Annotated in this window: 18 protein-coding genes, 1 pseudogene and 2 other annotated features; all 19 genes and pseudogenes read left to right on the plus strand. The window is 39.5% G+C overall.

The window, feature by feature from the left end; genetic code table 11:
• The first annotated feature begins 195 nt into the window (after positions 1–195).
• A pseudogene (locus tag RCG17_RS13735) lies at positions 196–1,283 on the plus strand (PIN/TRAM domain-containing protein).
• 47 nt (positions 1,284–1,330) lie between these two features.
• Positions 1,331–2,014 (plus strand): 2-C-methyl-D-erythritol 4-phosphate cytidylyltransferase, encoded by a 684-nt coding sequence (gene ispD / locus RCG17_RS13740; RefSeq protein WP_308175639.1) that lies wholly within the window; start codon positions 1,331–1,333, stop codon positions 2,012–2,014.
• A gap of 16 nt (positions 2,015–2,030) precedes the next feature.
• Positions 2,031–2,519, plus strand: coding sequence for a 2-C-methyl-D-erythritol 2,4-cyclodiphosphate synthase (ispF, locus tag RCG17_RS13745; RefSeq protein ID WP_308175640.1), 489 nt, complete (start codon positions 2,031–2,033; stop codon positions 2,517–2,519).
• Between the two features lie 114 nt (positions 2,520–2,633).
• Positions 2,634–4,091 carry a glutamate--tRNA ligase gene (gene gltX / locus RCG17_RS13750; RefSeq protein WP_308175641.1) on the plus strand — a complete coding sequence of 486 codons (1,458 nt, stop codon included), beginning with the start codon at positions 2,634–2,636 and terminating at the stop codon, positions 4,089–4,091.
• Between the two features lie 43 nt (positions 4,092–4,134).
• Positions 4,135–4,359 (plus strand) — a binding site (T-box leader).
• A gap of 68 nt (positions 4,360–4,427) precedes the next feature.
• Positions 4,428–5,096: a serine O-acetyltransferase gene (gene cysE, locus RCG17_RS13755; RefSeq protein WP_308175642.1), complete on the plus strand. Its 669-nt coding sequence runs from the start codon at positions 4,428–4,430 to the stop codon at positions 5,094–5,096.
• Positions 5,077–6,474 carry a cysteine--tRNA ligase gene (gene cysS, locus RCG17_RS13760; protein ID WP_308175643.1) on the plus strand — a complete coding sequence of 466 codons (1,398 nt, stop codon included), beginning with the start codon at positions 5,077–5,079 and terminating at the stop codon, positions 6,472–6,474. The genes cysE and cysS overlap by 20 nt, the downstream gene beginning before the upstream one ends.
• Before the next feature lie 4 nt (positions 6,475–6,478).
• The gene (locus RCG17_RS13765; RefSeq protein ID WP_308175644.1) at positions 6,479–6,904 is read left to right on the plus strand and encodes a Mini-ribonuclease 3; all 426 of its coding nucleotides are present in this window, start codon (positions 6,479–6,481) and stop codon (positions 6,902–6,904) included.
• On the plus strand, positions 6,901–7,650 hold the full coding sequence (gene rlmB / locus RCG17_RS13770) for a 23S rRNA (guanosine(2251)-2'-O)-methyltransferase RlmB (RefSeq protein WP_308175645.1): 750 nt from the start codon (positions 6,901–6,903) through the stop codon (positions 7,648–7,650). Before RCG17_RS13765 ends, rlmB begins: the two co-directional genes overlap by 4 nt.
• Before the next feature lie 2 nt (positions 7,651–7,652).
• The gene (locus RCG17_RS13775) at positions 7,653–8,162 is read left to right on the plus strand and encodes an NYN domain-containing protein (protein ID WP_308175646.1); all 510 of its coding nucleotides are present in this window, start codon (positions 7,653–7,655) and stop codon (positions 8,160–8,162) included.
• Between the two features lie 70 nt (positions 8,163–8,232).
• Positions 8,233–8,883 (plus strand): RNA polymerase sporulation sigma factor SigH, encoded by a 651-nt coding sequence (gene sigH, locus RCG17_RS13780; RefSeq protein ID WP_374120931.1) that lies wholly within the window; start codon positions 8,233–8,235, stop codon positions 8,881–8,883.
• A 275-nt stretch (positions 8,884–9,158) separates the two neighbouring features.
• The gene (gene rpmG, locus RCG17_RS13785) at positions 9,159–9,305 is read left to right on the plus strand and encodes a 50S ribosomal protein L33 (protein ID WP_308175648.1); all 147 of its coding nucleotides are present in this window, start codon (positions 9,159–9,161) and stop codon (positions 9,303–9,305) included.
• A gap of 43 nt (positions 9,306–9,348) precedes the next feature.
• On the plus strand, positions 9,349–9,531 hold the full coding sequence (gene secE, locus RCG17_RS13790) for a preprotein translocase subunit SecE (protein WP_308175649.1): 183 nt from the start codon (positions 9,349–9,351) through the stop codon (positions 9,529–9,531).
• Between the two features lie 331 nt (positions 9,532–9,862).
• Positions 9,863–10,399: a transcription termination/antitermination protein NusG gene (gene nusG / locus RCG17_RS13795; RefSeq protein WP_308175650.1), complete on the plus strand. Its 537-nt coding sequence runs from the start codon at positions 9,863–9,865 to the stop codon at positions 10,397–10,399.
• Between the two features lie 219 nt (positions 10,400–10,618).
• Positions 10,619–11,044 carry a 50S ribosomal protein L11 gene (gene rplK, locus RCG17_RS13800; RefSeq protein WP_042453928.1) on the plus strand — a complete coding sequence of 142 codons (426 nt, stop codon included), beginning with the start codon at positions 10,619–10,621 and terminating at the stop codon, positions 11,042–11,044.
• Between the two features lie 117 nt (positions 11,045–11,161).
• Complete coding sequence (gene rplA, locus RCG17_RS13805) at positions 11,162–11,860, plus strand: 50S ribosomal protein L1 (RefSeq protein WP_308175651.1); 699 nt, start codon at positions 11,162–11,164, stop codon at positions 11,858–11,860.
• A 51-nt stretch (positions 11,861–11,911) separates the two neighbouring features.
• Positions 11,912–12,052 (plus strand) — a sequence feature (ribosomal protein L10 leader region).
• Positions 12,053–12,085: 33 nt separating this feature from the next.
• Complete coding sequence (rplJ, locus tag RCG17_RS13810; RefSeq protein ID WP_308175652.1) at positions 12,086–12,586, plus strand: 50S ribosomal protein L10; 501 nt, start codon at positions 12,086–12,088, stop codon at positions 12,584–12,586.
• 62 nt (positions 12,587–12,648) lie between these two features.
• A complete protein-coding gene (gene rplL, locus RCG17_RS13815) occupies positions 12,649–13,008 on the plus strand; it encodes a 50S ribosomal protein L7/L12 (protein WP_308175653.1) in 360 nt (119 codons plus the stop codon).
• A gap of 131 nt (positions 13,009–13,139) precedes the next feature.
• Complete coding sequence (locus RCG17_RS13820) at positions 13,140–13,742, plus strand: class I SAM-dependent methyltransferase (RefSeq protein ID WP_308175654.1); 603 nt, start codon at positions 13,140–13,142, stop codon at positions 13,740–13,742.
• Between the two features lie 252 nt (positions 13,743–13,994).
• Entirely contained in the window at positions 13,995–17,549 is a 3,555-nt protein-coding gene (gene rpoB / locus RCG17_RS13825; RefSeq protein WP_308175655.1) for a DNA-directed RNA polymerase subunit beta, read from the plus strand.
• Positions 17,550–17,654 lie beyond the last annotated feature (105 nt).

Here is a 17,654-nt window from a genome sequence, read left to right on the forward strand (position 1 = left end):
GGAAATAATTCCATTTGTTGACACAATATTTTACCGGTGCTAACCTTTAAATATGTAGAAATACCAACCTTTTTAAACCAACTGTTTTTTGGAAAATATATTATATTTCATTGCTGTTACAAATGAAAAAAATATCTATTATCTTACGTTTCAATTTTGTGATTATGTTTATAATGAATAGAAGGAGGTGAAGGAATGTTAAAACGTATCGTTCAAGCTTGTTTCCTAATAACCGGGGGACACTTGGAATACTGTTAATTCCTGATTTATTTTCATTAGTAAGGATTAGTGACAATCCAATCATTAATAACTCGTATGTTTCAGCTATTTTAGGTGCAATTATTTTTTATCTTATTACTTTTTGGGCAGTGGATTATGTCATCGGATTTATTGGATGGGCAGAGGATTCACTAGAAAAGGTCCCTGTAACAGATATTCTGTTTGGCAGTGTCGGATTAATCTTTGGTCTATTGGTGGCTTTTTTAATCGGATTACCTTTAAATGCAATAAAAGTCCCATTATTAAATACAATTGCTCCTATTTTACTTACACTGTTACTTGGTTATTTTGGTTTTCAGGTTGGCTTTAAGAAACGGGACGAGCTTTTGAATCTATTTTCAAATCGAAGGGATAAGAAAAAAACGGGTGAAGAAGAAAGTGATGTGGCAGTCAGCGAGCAGCTGAAAATATTGGATACAAGTGTCATTATTGATGGACGTATTGCTGATATCTGTCAAACAGGCTTTCTTGAAGGCACGATTGTCATTCCGCAATTTGTCCTTGAGGAACTCCAGCACATTGCAGATTCATCAGATGTATTAAAACGAAATCGTGGCAGAAGGGGTCTTGATATTTTAAATCGAATTCAAAAAGAGCTTTCGATTAAAGTAGAGATTTATGAGGGCGATTTTGAAGAAATACAAGAAGTAGACAGCAAACTTGTGAAGTTGGCAAAATTGACAAATGGAATTTTAGTTACGAATGATTTTAATTTAAATAAGGTATGTGAGCTACAAAAGGTCACAGTATTAAATATTAATGATTTAGCAAATGCGGTTAAGCCGGTAGTTCTTCCTGGTGAAGAACTAAATGTACAAGTGATTAAAGACGGGAAAGAGTATCACCAAGGTGTTGCCTATTTGGATGATGGAACAATGATTGTCGTAGAAGAAGGAAGAGAGTATATCGGTAAACGAATCGATGTGCTTGTTACAAGTGTCCTTCAAACATCTGCAGGCAGAATGATTTTTGCAAAACCAAAATTATTGGAAAAAGCGTTGTAAAATAGAAAATGCCTTAAAAGGGCTAGATATTAGATTGGGGTATTATTATGACTTACCAGGTCATTATCCCTGCAGCTGGTCAAGGGAAACGAATGGGAGCAGGGAAAAACAAACTCTTAATTGAACTGAATCAAATTCCTATCTTGATTCATACGTTATTTGTTTTTGAAAACGATGAGGATTGTGAAGGAATCTTTCTAGCTATTCATCCTGAAGATGAAAGTGAATTTAAAACTTTAATTCGTAAATACAAGATATCCAAGATAAAAGGATTGGTTCCTGGGGGAAAAGAACGTCAGGATAGTATTTACCACGCACTTCAAACCGTTCGTGAAGATGGGATTGTTCTTGTGCATGATGCGGCTCGTCCTTTTATTAAAAAAGAACAGATCCACCTCCTTGTGGAAACTGCAGAAACAAAAGATGCAGCCATAATTGGAGTCCCTGCCAAAGACACGATGAAAAAGGTTCAGAATGGGATTGTAACCGAAACGGTAGAAAGGTCCAGCTTGTGGATTGTTCAAACTCCACAAGCTTTTCGTTTTGCCCTTTTAATAAAAGCTTACGAAAAAGCAGAACGAGACCATTTCATTGGCACAGATGATGCCAGCCTAGTAGAACGCCTAGGTGTTTCTGTTACTATGGTCGAAGGGGATTATGATAATATCAAACTCACTACGCCAGAAGATCTTATCTTTGCAGATGTAATTTTAAAAAAGAACGTAGATTAGTAAAGGAGTTGCCGTTATGTTTCGAATTGGACAAGGCTTCGATGTACATCAATTGACTGAAGGACGGCCCTTAATTATTGGAGGGGTTACCATTCCCTATGAACAAGGACTTTTAGGTCATTCAGATGCAGATGTTTTGTTGCATGCTGTGTCTGACGCCTGTATTGGTGCAATTGGTGAAGGGGATATCGGAAAGCACTTCCCTGATACTGATCCAAGGTTTAAAAATGCAGATTCAGCTCTGCTTTTAAAGCATATCTGGGATCTGGTAAAGGAGAAAGGATATACACTGCTGAATGCTGATTGTACGATCATCGCCCAAAAACCAAAAATGGCACCGTATATTGACCAAATGAAAAAAAGGATTGCCGAACTCCTTGAAGCTGAACCAGAGCAAATTAATGTAAAAGCTACAACGACTGAAAAATTAGGGTTTACTGGAAGAGGGGAAGGGATTGCTGCACAGGCAGTTGTCTTGCTTCAAGCGATAAATCATGGTGAATAATCTTTAAAGTTTACTTGCACAATGGTAAAATAAATCAGGATTGATAAAATATAGAGTCAATAGCAACTCACTTCTTTTTAAGGAGGGTTTGCTTTTTGTCAGGAGGCATCATAAATGGCAAATGAAATTCGCGTAAGGTACGCTCCAAGTCCAACCGGACATTTACATATTGGGAATGCCCGTACGGCTTTATTTAATTACTTGTTTGCGCGGAATAAAGGCGGCAAGTTCATCCTTCGGATTGAGGATACGGATCAAAAAAGAAATATCGAAGGCGGCGAGCAAAGTCAAATTAAATATTTGAAATGGCTCGGAATGGATTGGGATGAAGGCCCAGATATCGGCGGTGAATATGGTCCTTACAGGCAGTCGGAACGAAACGATATCTATAGGGAATATTATACAAAACTCCTAAACGAGGGAAATGCCTATAAATGTTATTGCACGGAAGAGGAATTAGCCGCTGAACATGATGCGCAGGTTGCTAGAGGAGAAACACCTCATTATTCCGGTAAGTGCCGTCACTTAACAGAGGAGCAACGTGCTGCACTGGAAGCGGAAGGACGCATGCCAAGCATCCGCATTAAGGTTCCTGCAGGTAAAGTATATTCATTTGATGATATTGTTAAAGGTTCTGTCTCATTCGAATCCGACGGTTTCGGTGATTGGGTCGTGGTTAAAAAGGACGGAATTCCAACCTATAACTTTGCGGTAGTAATCGATGATTATTTAATGAAAATTACCCATGTACTTCGCGGTGATGACCATATTTCCAATACACCTAAACAATTAATGGTCTATGATTTATTAGGGCTGGAGATTCCAGTTTTTGGCCATATGACATTAATTGTAAATGAAAATCACAGAAAGCTCAGTAAACGTGATGAATCGATTATTCAATTTATGGAGCAGTATGAAGGATTAGGTTATCTTCCTGAAGCTTTGTTAAACTTTATTACACTCTTAGGTTGGTCACCGGGCGGAGAAGAAGAAATCTATTCAAAAGAAGAGTTTATTAAGATTTTTGATGCAAATCGTCTTTCTAAGTCCCCAGCTGTCTTTGATAAACATAAGCTAGAGTGGATGAATAATCAATACGTAAAACAAGCTGACCTTGATAAAATTGTTGCAATCTCCTTACCACAGTTAATAAAGGCTGGCCGTGTTCCTGCAGATATGAGCGAGTCTGAAAGAGAGTGGGCAATTAAATTAATTGCACTATTCCAAGAAAAAATGAGCTTCGGAGCAGAAATTGTGGAACTTTCGGATATGTTTTTTAAGGATGAAGCAGAATATGAAGAAGAAGCTAAGGCAATCCTTTCTGGTGAAACTGTTCCCCAAGTTTTAAAGGCTTTTTCAGAAGAGGTTGCAGGTCTGGAAGACTTTATCGCAGAAAATATTAAAGCAGCTATAAAAACTGTTCAAAAAACGACAGGGCAAAAAGGGAAAAACTTGTTCATGCCAATTCGCTCAGCCGTTACAGGTCAAACGCATGGACCAGACCTTAATCAAACAATTGAACTGTTAGGAAAAGAAAAAGTTCAAGCACGGCTTCACAAACTTATCGGTTAACATTAGCGGGAAAATATAATATAGTATAAGAGAATCACTATACGCAAAAATGTTGAAGAGGAAAAGTATAAAATTGATGCTTTAAAGAGAGAACCATCATCGGCTGAAAGTGGTTCAAGCCAATCTATTTTAGAAGTGCACCTCTGAGTCCCATTTCGAAATGACTTTTCATGTAGACTTGGGCGGAACCTTCCGTTAAAAGGTTAAAGTTGAGACCAGTAAAATCCTGGTCTAAACAGAGTGGAACCGCGCCTAAAGCGTCTCTGTCATTATGACAGAGACGCTTTTTTTAGTTTTTTCAATCTATTTTAATTAAAGAAAAAGGGGAACAGGGTAATGTTTAAAAGATTAAAGGAGGACGTAGACGTTATTTTTGAACAAGATCCAGCAGCACGAAGTTATCTGGAAGTGATCTTAACCTACTCCGGTCTCCATGCCATTTGGTCGCACCGAATAGCCCATGCATTTTATAAACGAAAATTTTACTTTCTAGCTCGAGTCATTTCCCAGGCAAATCGCTTTTTCACTGGAATAGAAATCCACCCGGGTGCCATCATTGGCAGACGTTTTTTCATCGACCATGGGATGGGAGTAGTCATAGGTGAGACGTGTGAAATTGGTGATAATGTTACTCTTTATCAGGGGGTAACACTAGGTGGAACAGGAAAAGAAAAAGGAAAACGGCATCCAACCTTAAAGGATAATGTACTTGTCTCAACTGGAGCTAAAGTGTTGGGTTCCATTACCATTGGTGAAAACTCAAAAGTAGGCGGCGGTTCTGTTGTGTTAAAGGACGTTCCGCCAAATTCAACGGTTGTCGGTGTTCCAGGAAGAGTCGTTATTCAAAATGGCAAGAAAATCAGCAGGGATTTAAATCACAGTGATTTACCCGATCCAATCGCAGATCGTCTAAGAGAGATGGAAAGTGAAATTTGTGAGCTAAGGCAAATGCTTAAAAAGGTTAAAGAAGAAGGAGTTAAAGTAAATGACCATACAACTATATAATACGTTAACTCGTAAAAAAGAAGTCTTTGTCCCAATTGAAGAAGGAAAAGTAAAAATGTATGTTTGCGGACCTACGGTCTATAACTATATTCATATTGGGAACGCAAGGCCTGCCATCGTTTTTGATTCAGTCCGCCGCTACTTTGAGTATCGTGGTTATGATGTTCAATATGTTTCCAATTTTACAGATGTGGACGATAAACTAATTCGGGCAGCAAAAGAGCTTGGAGAAGATGTTCCAACGATTGCTGATCGATTTGTGAATGCTTACTTTGAAGATGTCCACGCATTGGGCTGCAAAACAGCTGATGTACATCCTCGTGTAATGGAAAATATGGAAATCATTATAGAGTTTATCGCAAAGTTAATTGAAAAAGGGTATGCTTATGAATCTGAAGGAGATGTTTATTTCCGAACGAGAAGGTTTAAAGATTATGGGAAACTATCTCATCAGCCGATTGATGAACTGCAAATTGGTGCCCGCATTGAAGTAGGGGAAAAGAAACAAGATAGTTTGGATTTTGCTTTATGGAAGGCTGCGAAGGAAGGGGAAATTTATTGGGAGAGCCCTTGGGGAATTGGTCGGCCAGGCTGGCATATTGAATGTTCAGCAATGGCAAAAAAATACTTAGGTGAAACGATCGACATTCATGCTGGCGGGCAGGATTTAGCTTTCCCGCACCATGAAAATGAAATTGCCCAATCTGAAGCCTTATCAGGGAAAACATTTGCTAACTATTGGATGCACAATGGTTATATTAATATTGATAATGAAAAGATGTCTAAGTCCTTAGGGAATTTTGTTCTCGTTCATGACATTATTAAAAAGCACGACCCACAAGTGCTGCGGTTCTTTATGTTATCTGTTCACTATCGTAATCCAATCAATTACAGTGAAGAATTATTAGAGAGTACAAAGGCAGCATTCGAAAGAATAGCAACATCCTACCAAAACCTAAAGCACCGCAGGGAAGCAAGCACAAATTTAACAGATCATAATCAGGAATGGTTTGATAAAATTGAGGGATTAAAAGAGCAATTTATCAAGGAAATGGACGATGACTTTAATACAGCGAATGCGGTTTCTGTTTTGTTTGAGCTTTCCAAACTTGCGAACTATTATTTGATGGAAAAAAATACAGCTGTTATCGTCATTGATGTGTTTGTAAAGGTATTTGATGAGCTCTCCCATGTTTTAGGTTTAACCTTTGAAAAAGAAGAACTAATGGATGCTGATATTGATGCACTTATTGAAAAACGTAATCAAGCTCGAAAAGATCGTAACTTCCAGCTCTCCGATCAAATTAGGGACCAGTTGAAAGAGATGAATATTATTTTAGAGGATACGCCGCAAGGCACAAGATGGAAAAGAGGCTAGATGAATGCTTCATTATGAAAATAATGTGGACCCAAAACAATTGAATAGCCTTGCCCTTGCTTACATGGGTGATGCCATTTATGAAACCTATGTAAGACGCCATCTAATTCAAAGCGGTAAAGTAAAGCCCAATCAATTGCACCGCATGGGAACAAAATTTGTTTCGGCTAAAGCACAGTGTGCCATTTTGTTTCAAATGTTGAATGAAGAGCGTTTAACTGAAGAAGAAATGGCGGTTGTCATGCGCGGTAGAAATGCTAAATCAGCAACAGTTCCCAAAAATACAGATGTGCAAACGTATCGGTATAGTACAGCGTTTGAAGCATTAATGGGGTATTTATATTTGCTGGAACAAAAGGAACGATTGGAAGAACTGATTGCATTATCATTTTCATATGTAGAAGAACTAGGAAAGAGGGTGAAAGAATGAATCAGGAACAGGAATTTATTATTGGGAAAAACCCCGTCATTGAAGCTCTCAAGGCAAATCGGGATATCAATAAAATTTTAATTGCAGAAGGGTCGCAGCGAGGACAAATGCAGCAAATAACGAGTTTGGCTAAAGAGAGCAACGTCCTTGTTCAATTTGTACCGAAGAAAAAGCTTGACCAAATTACCGATGGAATTCATCAAGGTGTCCTTGCTTATGTAGCTGCTTACCAATATGCTGAGCTGGATGATTTATTTGCTGCTGCAGAAGCAAGAGAGGAACCGCCGTTCTTCCTCTTGCTAGATGAAGTAGAGGACCCACATAATCTTGGATCCATTATGCGTACAGCAGATGCGGTAGGTGCACATGGAATTATTATTCCTAAAAGAAGGGCTGTTGGCCTAACAGCAACCGTTGCTAAAGCCTCTACAGGAGCGATTGAATATATTCCGGTTGTTCGTGTTACAAATATGGCAAGAACCATTGATCAATTAAAGGAACTTGGTGTTTGGATAGCTGGCACAGATGCGAGTGGTACAGAGGATTATCGTCACTTCGATGGAACACTTCCTCTCGGTCTCGTGATTGGCAATGAGGGGAAAGGTATGGGTAGGCTCATTAGAGATAAATGCGACTTTTTAATTAAACTTCCAATGGTAGGAAAAGTGACATCACTAAACGCTTCAGTAGCTGCTTCCTTGCTCATGTATGAAGTATTTCGAAAACGCCACCCGCTTGAGGGATAGCTATGGACATACTCATTGTTGATGGTTATAACATTATTGGTGCATGGCCCGAGCTAAAAGCATTAAAGGATAAGGATTTGGCTCAAGCTCGGGATTTATTAATTGCGAAAATGGCAGAGTTACAAGCCTATTCAGGTTTCCGAGTCATTGTAGTCTTTGATGCTTACTTTGTACAAGGAATTGAAAAAAAATATAAAAACCATAGGGTTGAGGTCATTTTTACCAAGGAAAATGAAACAGCTGATGAGCGGATTGAAAAAATGGCTATTCAATTAAGCAACCGCAAGACCCAAATTCATGTAGCTACCTCGGATTACACAGAGCAATGGGCTATATTTGGCCAAGGAGCACTCAGGATATCGGCGCGCGAGTTGTTAACAGAAGTAAATGAACTTGAAAAAAGAATTGAAAAAAATGTTAAAAATATCCAGGTGAACAAACCTGCTTCAAAGATTCCAATAAGCAGTGAAGTGGCAGAAATTTTTGAAAAATGGAGACGGGGAGAGAGGTAAGCGTTGACCATTTGGAAATTTCTGCTGTATAATAACTCTAACTATGCTTGTTCGGTAGAGGGGGATCCTAGTGAGGATGGACTTCATTACACTAAATAATACACGATTCACGTCGCTGGAAGATGAAGAAGTTGTTGAATTGGTACACAAAGGGGAAAGCGAAGCGTTAGATTATTTAATTCATAAATATCGGAACTTTGTACGGGCAAAAGCGAGATCTTATTTTTTAATTGGAGCAGATAAAGAGGATATTGTACAAGAAGGAATGATCGGTCTATACAAGGCAATCCGTGATTTTCGAGAAGACAAGCTCACATCGTTTAAGGCTTTTGCCGAATTATGCATTACAAGACAGATTATCACAGCCATTAAAACGGCAACGAGGCAGAAACATATTCCTTTAAATTCTTACGTTTCGTTGGACAAGCCTATTTATGATGAAGAATCTGACCGAACTTTAATGGACGTTTTGTCTGGAGCAAAAGTATTAGACCCTGAGGAATTGATTATCAATCAAGAAGAGTTTGATAATATTGAAGTAAAAATGTCTGAATTATTAAGTGACTTGGAACGTAAGGTGCTGTCTCTTTATTTAGAAGGTCAGTCGTACCAGGAAATTTCTGAAGAGCTCAATCGCCATGTGAAATCGATCGATAATGCCCTGCAGCGTGTTAAAAGAAAACTAGAGAGATATCTGGAGATTCGTGAATTCTCGCTTTAGCGTTCTTTGAAGTTTGATAACTGTCTAGCGCAAGCGGACCAGCGCCTTGTGTACTTCGCCCATCTCCCTACGATAAGTCAACATCGAATCGCTAACGCTCTTCGTGTTTCCTTTATCTCAGTCGATGTGCTCCAGTCCTGTCGTGCGCTAAACGGTCGCTTCCGCTTTGAAATTTTGTCAATCTTATGAATCCGCTCCCATGGACTATTGACATTAATTAGAGGTCCATGTTACATTTTTAAAGATATTATCCATGTATAAAGTAGGGGTCAAGGATGAGTAATAAAACGATTCTAGCTTGTGCTGATTGTGGGTCAAGGAATTATACCTACCCTAAAAAGGCGGACCAAACCGAGCGATTTGAATTGAAGAAATTTTGTAAAACGTGTGGAACCCAAACAGTCCACCGTGAAACAAAATAATTTTAATAGATATAGATAGCTATTCATAGTTGGAGGGTACAGCATGCAGCGCATTACGAAATTTTTCAGTGATATTGCTCGTGAAATGAGGAAAGTCAGCTGGCCAAAACGTAAAGAACTGACTCGTTATACAATCACAGTTTTATCAACTGTTATCTTTTTTGCTTTGTTTTTTGAGGTAATAGATTTTGGTATTTCAAAATTGATTCGGTTAATTCTTGAATAACAAATACTATTTCATGGTATAATGACAATATTAGAGGAAATTTTAGCTAAAAACCCGTTTATCGGGTTTTTTAATTTGTAAAAAATCAGGCTGTGTTAAATTAGGTTGTTGATTTCCGCTCCGGGCACTTGCTTTCCGCGGGCGTGCCGGTGAGCCTCCTCGGTGCTAAAGCGCCTGTGGGGTCTCCCCAGCCACGTACTCCCGCAGGAGTCAAGTGCCCTCCGCTCCAATCAACAGGTTTAGAAAATCACCAAGGACCTTCAACACAGCCAAAATTATACTATTACTATTAAGTAAAAATAGGGAGGGACGGACGAATTAGTCCTATTGAATGGAAAAGAACTGGTATGTTGTTCATACTTACTCCGGCTACGAAAATAAGGTGAAAGCCAATTTAGAAAAGCGCGTGGAATCGATGGGGATGGCCGATAAGATTTTCCGTGTAGTGGTTCCGGAAGAAGAAGAAACTGAAGAAAAAAATGGCAAGAAAAAAGTAGTAAAAAGAAAGGTTTTCCCCGGATATGTCTTGGTTGAAATAATAATGACAGATGATTCGTGGTATGTTGTCCGGAATACTCCAGGTGTAACGGGATTTGTTGGCTCGGCTGGATCTGGTTCTAAACCAACACCGCTTCTACCGGAAGAAGTGAATTTTATTCTGAAAAGAATGGGTGTTGAGGAAAAACGATTTGATGCCAATTTTGAGATTGGTGAAACAGTGAAAGTTAAAGCTGGTCCTTTTGCCAACTTTACCGGAGTAATTGAAGAAATGGACAAAGATAAAGCTAAGCTCAAAGTTTTGGTTAATATGTTCGGTCGGGATACACCAGTGGAGCTCGATTTCACGCAAATAGAGAAATTATCTTAAAAAAAGAGCTAACCAAACCATAAATGTAAACAAATATAAACTATCATTCCGAAAAAACTTGAAATGAATCTTAAAAAATGTTAATATTTCATAGGTCAGTATGTCTCGATATTCTGACAAGACATTTTGTCAAGCTCTTTATCTTTATATAAAGACTAATGAATGAGTGGGAGGGTTAACCCCTATTACCACATCACGGACTTTAAGGAGGTGTGTCTCGTGGCTAAAAAAGTAATTAAGGTTGTTAAATTACAAATTCCTGCTGGTAAAGCTAATCCAGCACCACCAGTTGGTCCTGCACTAGGTCAAGCCGGTGTTAATATCATGGGTTTCTGTAAAGAATTCAACGCACGTACAGCAGATCAAGCTGGTTTAATCATTCCTGTTGAAATCACGGTTTTTGAAGACCGTTCATTTACATTTATTACGAAAACTCCTCCTGCTGCCGTTCTTTTAAAAGTAGCAGCTGGAATCCAGTCTGGTTCAGGCCAGCCTAACCGTAATAAAGTAGCAACAGTAAAGCGTGATAAAGTACGCGAGATTGCGGAACAAAAGATGCCTGACCTTAACGCAGCAAGCGTTGAAGCAGCAATGCGCATGGTTGAAGGTACTGCACGCAGCATGGGAATCGTTATCGAAGATTAATCCATGTAAAACTGTTTTTTTTGTAAGATGAGGGGTTGCGATGTTAATTAAACTAATCGCAACCTTTTTCGTGGGAGATTAATTCGCTAAAACCACAATCAAGGAGGAAATTTTAAAATGGCTAAAAAAGGTAAGAAGTATGTAGAGGCTGCAAAGCTTATCGACCACACAAAAGCTTATCCAATTGTAGAAGCAATCGAGCTTGTGAAAAAAACAAACTTTGCAAAATTTGATGCTACATTAGAAGTTGCTTTCCGTCTTGGGGTAGATCCTAAGAAAGCTGACCAACAAATCCGCGGTGCTGTCGTTCTTCCTAACGGAACTGGTAAAACTCAACGCGTGCTAGTATTCGCTAAGGGTGAAAAAGTGAAGGAAGCTGAAGCTGCTGGTGCAGATTATGTAGGCGATTCAGAATACATCAACAAAATCCAACAAGGCTGGTTTGAATTTGATGTAATCGTAGCAACACCTGACATGATGGGTGAAGTTGGTAAATTAGGACGTACTTTAGGACCTAAAGGCTTAATGCCAAACCCTAAAACAGGTACTGTTACATTTGATGTAACAAGAGCTGTAAATGAAATCAAAGCAGGTAAAGTAGAATACCGTGTTGATAAAGCTGGAAATATCCATGTACCAATCGGTAAAGCATCATTTGAAGATCAAAAGCTCGTTGAAAACTTCAACACTATTTTTGATACAATGGTAAAAGCAAAACCTGCTGCAGCTAAAGGAACTTACATGAAGAACGTTACTGTTGCTTCAACGATGGGACCTGGCGTAAAGGTTGATCCTTCTACTGTAACTGTAAAATAATGGATTGTTGACAAACATAAATATATCTTATAAAATATATTTTGTTGTTTAAATAAATACTCATTTGTACCGTAGACAGCAGGCGCTAAAATGCTTAATTTCCTGCCGAGGTAATGCGATAGAATTGCTTTTTAGTATGAACCGCATTCCACCTCCATGTCTGTAAGGGTATGGAGGTTTTTACTTACCTGGTATAAATGTAAAAAATCTACAGGAGGTGTAAGAATGAGCAGCGTAATCGAACAAAAGAAACAAATCGTAGATGAGATTGCAGAGAAAATGAAAGCAAGCAAATCTACAATCGTCGTTGACTATCGTGGTCTAACAGTTGCTGAAGTAACTGAACTTCGTAAAACTCTTCGTGAAGCAGGCGTTGAATTCAAAGTTTACAAAAACTCAATGGCTCGCCGTGCTGCAGAAGCTGCAGATCTTGCAGGCTTAAATACTGCATTAACAGGTCCAAACGCTATTGCGTTTAGTACTGAGGATGTTGTAGCACCAGCTAAAATCTTAAACGACTTTGCGAAAAAACACGAGGCACTTGAATTAAAAGCAGGTGTAATCGAAGGGAATATCGCAACAGTTGAAGATGTTAAAGCTCTTGCTGAACTACCTTCACGCGAAGGCTTACTTTCTATGTTACTCAGCGTACTACAAGCACCAATTCGCAATCTTGCTCTTGCTGCAAAAGCTGTTGCAGACCAAAAAGAAGAACAAGGCGCGTAAGTTAATCTGTCATTACACGTTTATCGAATAAATCGAACCGAAATTAAGGAGGAAAATTAATCATGACTAAAGAACAAATCATTGAAGCAGTTAAAAATATGACTGTTTTAGAACTTAACGATCTAGTAAAAGCTATCGAAGAAGAATTCGGCGTAACTGCTGCAGCTCCTGTAGCAATGGGCGGCGTAGCTGTTGCAGCTGTTGAAGAGCAAACTGAATTTGATGTTATCCTAGCTGGCGCTGGAGATCAAAAAATTAAAGTTATCAAAGTGGTACGTGAAATCACTGGTCTTGGACTTAAAGAAGCAAAAGACCTTGTTGACAACACTCCTAAGGCTGTTAAAGAAGGCGTTTCTAAAGAAGAAGCTGAAGAAGTTAAAGCTAAGCTTGCAGAAGTTGGAGCAAACGTCGAAGTTAAGTAATTGCAATTTGAAAAAGCTCGCTGCTTAGGCGGGCTTTTTTTGGCTATATTAAAAGTAGCTATGAAGAGTGTGGCAACATGTAATGACAATCCTCAAACTCCTTCATATTCTATTTCTTCGGAGGTGAATCTATGTCAGAACACTATTATTCCCGAACGCAAAAGGTGGAAAGTGATCCAAAATACTGGGATTTTACCCTAAGAGATTTTCGTTTTCGTTTTAAAACCGATAATGGTGTTTTTTCCAAAAGAGAGGTTGATTTTGGTTCGCAATTATTAATTGAAACCTTTACTCTCCCTGAGGTGGAAGGGCCGATTTTAGATGTAGGCTGCGGCTATGGGCCGATAGGCTTATCTGCCGCAAAGTTGGATCAACAACGCCTTGTCCATATGGTAGATGTGAATGAACGTGCACTTCTGCTGGCAAAAGAAAATGCTGAGCTAAATCAGATTTCAAATGTGAAGATTTATGAGAGTGATCGGCTTCAAAATGTGACAGAGGACAATTTTGCTGCCATTCTAACAAACCCACCAATTAGGGCGGGGAAAAAGGTCGTCCATGAGATTTTTGAGCAAAGCTATGACCATCTTAAAGAAAATGGTGAGTTGTGGGTCGTGATTCAAAAGAAGCAAGGGGCGCCTTCAGCCATTGAAAAACTAAAAGAACTTTTTTCGGAAGTTGAAACAGTTGACAAAGAAAAAGGATATTTTATCATAAAATCAAAAAAAGTTTGACTCGAGAATATCACTGTGTTATTATTATAAAATGCCAAGATACCATTTTCCGAATTATTCCTTTTAATCTACATTTAAGGTATAAAAAAGGATTAATAAGGGAAAAATGACAAAATAATAATCAAAAAATGTAAAAATGTGGTTTTTGAGTTAAAAAACCCTTTTTCTTTTTGTCCTATGAAAGGTTTCTTTAGCTTTCACGGGATGCAATACATTTATTACTTAATACGCTTGATTTGAGGGGTGAATCAGTTGACAGGTCAACTTGTTCAGTATGGACGGCACCGCCAACGTAGGAGTTACGCGCGAATCAGTGAAGTTTTAGAATTACCAAATTTAATTGAAATCCAAACCTCTTCATATCAATGGTTTCTTGATGAGGGATTGCGTGAAATGTTCCAAGACATTTCTCCAATTGAAGACTTTACTGGTAACCTATCTCTAGAATTTATTGATTACAGCCTTGGCGAACCAAAGTATTCTGTTGAGGAATCGAAAGAACGGGACGTTACATATTCAGCACCATTAAGAGTAAAAGTACGTCTTGTAAACAAGGAAACAGGTGAAGTAAAAGACCAGGATGTTTTTATGGGCGATTTTCCACTTATGACGGAAACAGGAACATTTGTCATCAATGGTGCAGAACGTGTTATTGTTTCCCAGCTAGTACGCTCTCCGAGTGTCTATTTCAGTGGAAAAGTTGATAAAAACGGAAAAAAAGGATTTACGGCTACTGTGATTCCGAACCGCGGCGCTTGGCTTGAATATGAAACAGACGCCAAAGACGTCGTATATGTCAGAATCGATCGTACTCGGAAGCTGCCCGTTACGGTTCTTTTGCGTGCTCTTGGATTCGGCTCTGATCAAGAAATCATTGAATTGATTGGAGACAATGAGTATCTTCGTAACACATTGGAAAAGGATAACACCGAAAGTGTAGAAAAAGCGCTTCTTGAAATTTATGAGCGTCTGCGTCCAGGTGAACCGCCAACTGTAGATAATGCAAAGAGTTTATTGGTTTCTAGATTTTTTGACCCAAAACGCTATGATTTAGCTAGTGTTGGCCGTTATAAGATCAATAAGAAACTTCATATTAAAAATCGCTTGTTTAATCAGCGGTTAGCAGAATCTCTTGTTGACCCTGAAACAGGTGAGATTATTGCTGAAAAGGGCACAATTCTTGATCGTCGTAACTTGGATCGGGTCTTGCCTGCACTTGAAAAAAATATCAATTTCAGCAGTTATCATCCTGCTGGAAGTGTTGTAGATGAGGATATTGTTTTACAATCGATCAAAATCTACGCTCCAAATGATGAAAACGAGAAAGCCATTAATGTAATTGGGAACGCCTATGTTCCTGAGCCAATTAAAAATATAACTCATGCTGATATCATTGCATCCATCAGTTACTTCTTTGACTTACTGCATGGTGTAGGAGATACCGATGATATCGATCATTTAGGAAACAGACGTTTACGTTCTGTGGGTGAGCTTTTGCAAAACCAATTCCGTATCGGTTTATCTCGGATGGAACGTGTTGTTCGTGAAAGAATGTCGATTCAAGATACAGCAACCATTACACCACAGCAATTAATCAATATTCGCCCTGTTATAGCTTCGATCAAAGAGTTCTTTGGAAGCTCACAGTTGTCTCAGTTCATGGATCAAACGAATCCCTTGGCTGAGTTAACACATAAGCGTCGTTTATCAGCGCTGGGACCTGGTGGATTGACACGTGAACGTGCCGGAATGGAAGTTCGTGACGTTCACTATTCACACTATGGCCGTATGTGTCCGATTGAGACACCAGAGGGTCCAAACATTGGTTTAATTAACTCGTTATCATCTTATGCCAAAGTGAATCGTTTCGGTTTTATTGAAACACCTTACCGCCGTATCGACCCTGATACTGGTAAAGTAACAGGCCGAATTGATTATTTAACAGCAGACGAAGAAGATAACTATGTAGTAGCACAGGCAAACTCTCGTCTTGGCGACGATGGTTCATTCCTTGATGAAGATATCGTTGCCCGTTTCCGTGGTGAAAACACTGTTATCAATCGTGATCGTATTGATTACATGGATGTATCACCTAAACAGGTTGTTTCGGCTGCAACTGCTTGTATTCCGTTCCTTGAAAATGACGACTCAAACCGTGCGTTGATGGGAGCAAACATGCAGCGTCAAGCTGTTCCTCTAATGGAGCCAGAAGCACCACGCGTTGGTACAGGTATGGAATATGTATCTGCAAAAGACTCAGGTGCTGCTGTTATTTGTAAGCATCCGGGTATTGTTGAACACGTTGAGGCCCGTGAAGTTTGGGTCCGCCGAATTGTTGAAATTGATGGTCAAGAAGTCAAGGGTGACCTTGATAAATATAAAATGCTAAAATTTGTCCGCTCTAACCAAGGAACTTGTTATAACCAACGTCCGATTGTAAGCGTCGGCGACCGAGTTGTAAAAGGTGAAGTTCTAGGTGATGGACCTTCAATGGAAAAAGGTGAGCTTGCACTGGGACGAAATGTGCTGGTTGCCTTCATGACATGGAATGGTTACAACTACGAGGATGCCATCATCATGAGTGAGCGTCTCGTTAAAGACGATGTTTATACATCAATCCATATTGAAGAATATGAATCAGAATCTCGTGATACAAAGCTTGGACCAGAAGAAATCACACGTGATATTCCAAATGTAGGTGAAGATGCGCTTCGTAACCTTGATGAGCGTGGAATTATCCGAATTGGAGCAGAAGTAAAAGACGGTGATTTGCTTGTTGGTAAGGTTACGCCTAAAGGTGTGACAGAGCTTACTGCGGAAGAACGCTTGCTCCATGCGATCTTTGGTGAAAAAGCCAGAGAGGTACGTGATACGTCACTAAGAGTACCACATGGCGGCGGCGGAATTGTTCATGATGTGAAAGTGTTTAATCGTGAAGATGGTGACGAACTGCCACCAGGAGTTAATCAATTAGTACGTGTGTACATCGTCCAAAAGCGTAAAATCCATCAAGGTGACAAAATGGCAGGACGCCATGGTAATAAAGGGGTTATTTCCCGAATCTTGCCTGAAGAGGATATGCCATTCCTTCCAGACGGTACACCTGTAGATATCATGTTAAATCCACTAGGGGTGCCATCACGGATGAACATCGGTCAGGTACTTGAGCTTCATCTTGGTATGGCAGCTAGAGCACTTGGCATTCATGTTGCAACGCCTGTATTTGACGGTGCGCGTGAGGAAGATGTTTGGTCAACGATTGAAGAAGCTGGCATGGCGCGTGATGCGAAAACAATCCTATATGACGGCCGATCTGGAGAACCATTCGATAATCGTATCTCTGTTGGTGTCATGTACATGATTAAGCTCGCACACATGGTTGATGATAAACTTCATGCTCGTTCGACAGGACCTTATTCACTTGTTACGCAGCAACCACTTGGCGGTAAAGCACAATTTGGCGGTCAGCGTTTCGGTGAGATGGAGGTTTGGGCCCTTGAAGCATATGGCGCTGCCTATACACTTCAAGAAATCCTAACTGTAAAATCAGACGACGTGGTTGGTCGTGTGAAGACATATGAAGCAATTGTTAAAGGTGAGAATGTTCCGGAGCCAGGTGTTCCTGAATCATTCAAGGTCTTAATCAAAGAACTTCAGAGTCTTGGTATGGATGTGAAGATCTTGTCCGGCGATGAGGAAGAAATTGAAATGCGGGACTTAGATGATGAAGAAGACTTGCAACAAGTCGACACTTTAAATATTGCGCCAGAAAACCTTGAATCAGAAAAGGTTGGTATAAAAGAATAAATTAGCTGCACATGAATAGGCTGCTGCCTATTCAATCGAAAAGCATAAGCTTTTTCAGGAGCGCACAAGCCCCTTAAGACGATCGTTAAAATCAGCTTGAAGACA

The sequence above is a fragment of the Neobacillus sp. PS3-12 genome, assembly GCF_030915385.1.
In the GTDB taxonomy this organism is placed as follows: domain Bacteria; phylum Bacillota; class Bacilli; order Bacillales; family Cytobacillaceae; genus JAEVLT01.

Bases quoted from the DNA above. Each gene is read 5' to 3' on its own strand.
- ispD (WP_308175639.1), top strand. From the start codon at position 1,331: ATGACTTACCAGGTCATTATCCCTGCAGCTGGTCAAGGGAAACGAATG.
- ispF (WP_308175640.1), top strand. From the start codon at position 2,031: ATGTTTCGAATTGGACAAGGCTTCGATGTACATCAATTGACTGAAGGA.
- gltX (WP_308175641.1), top strand. From the start codon at position 2,634: ATGGCAAATGAAATTCGCGTAAGGTACGCTCCAAGTCCAACCGGACAT.
- cysE (WP_308175642.1), top strand. From the start codon at position 4,428: ATGTTTAAAAGATTAAAGGAGGACGTAGACGTTATTTTTGAACAAGAT.
- cysS (WP_308175643.1), top strand. From the start codon at position 5,077: ATGACCATACAACTATATAATACGTTAACTCGTAAAAAAGAAGTCTTT.
- RCG17_RS13765 (WP_308175644.1), top strand. From the start codon at position 6,479: ATGCTTCATTATGAAAATAATGTGGACCCAAAACAATTGAATAGCCTT.
- rlmB (WP_308175645.1), top strand. From the start codon at position 6,901: ATGAATCAGGAACAGGAATTTATTATTGGGAAAAACCCCGTCATTGAA.
- RCG17_RS13775 (WP_308175646.1), top strand. From the start codon at position 7,653: ATGGACATACTCATTGTTGATGGTTATAACATTATTGGTGCATGGCCC.
- rpmG (WP_308175648.1), top strand. From the start codon at position 9,159: ATGAGTAATAAAACGATTCTAGCTTGTGCTGATTGTGGGTCAAGGAAT.
- secE (WP_308175649.1), top strand. From the start codon at position 9,349: ATGCAGCGCATTACGAAATTTTTCAGTGATATTGCTCGTGAAATGAGG.
- nusG (WP_308175650.1), top strand. From the start codon at position 9,863: ATGGAAAAGAACTGGTATGTTGTTCATACTTACTCCGGCTACGAAAAT.
- rplA (WP_308175651.1), top strand. From the start codon at position 11,162: ATGGCTAAAAAAGGTAAGAAGTATGTAGAGGCTGCAAAGCTTATCGAC.
- rplJ (WP_308175652.1), top strand. From the start codon at position 12,086: ATGAGCAGCGTAATCGAACAAAAGAAACAAATCGTAGATGAGATTGCA.
- rplL (WP_308175653.1), top strand. From the start codon at position 12,649: ATGACTAAAGAACAAATCATTGAAGCAGTTAAAAATATGACTGTTTTA.
- RCG17_RS13820 (WP_308175654.1), top strand. From the start codon at position 13,140: ATGTCAGAACACTATTATTCCCGAACGCAAAAGGTGGAAAGTGATCCA.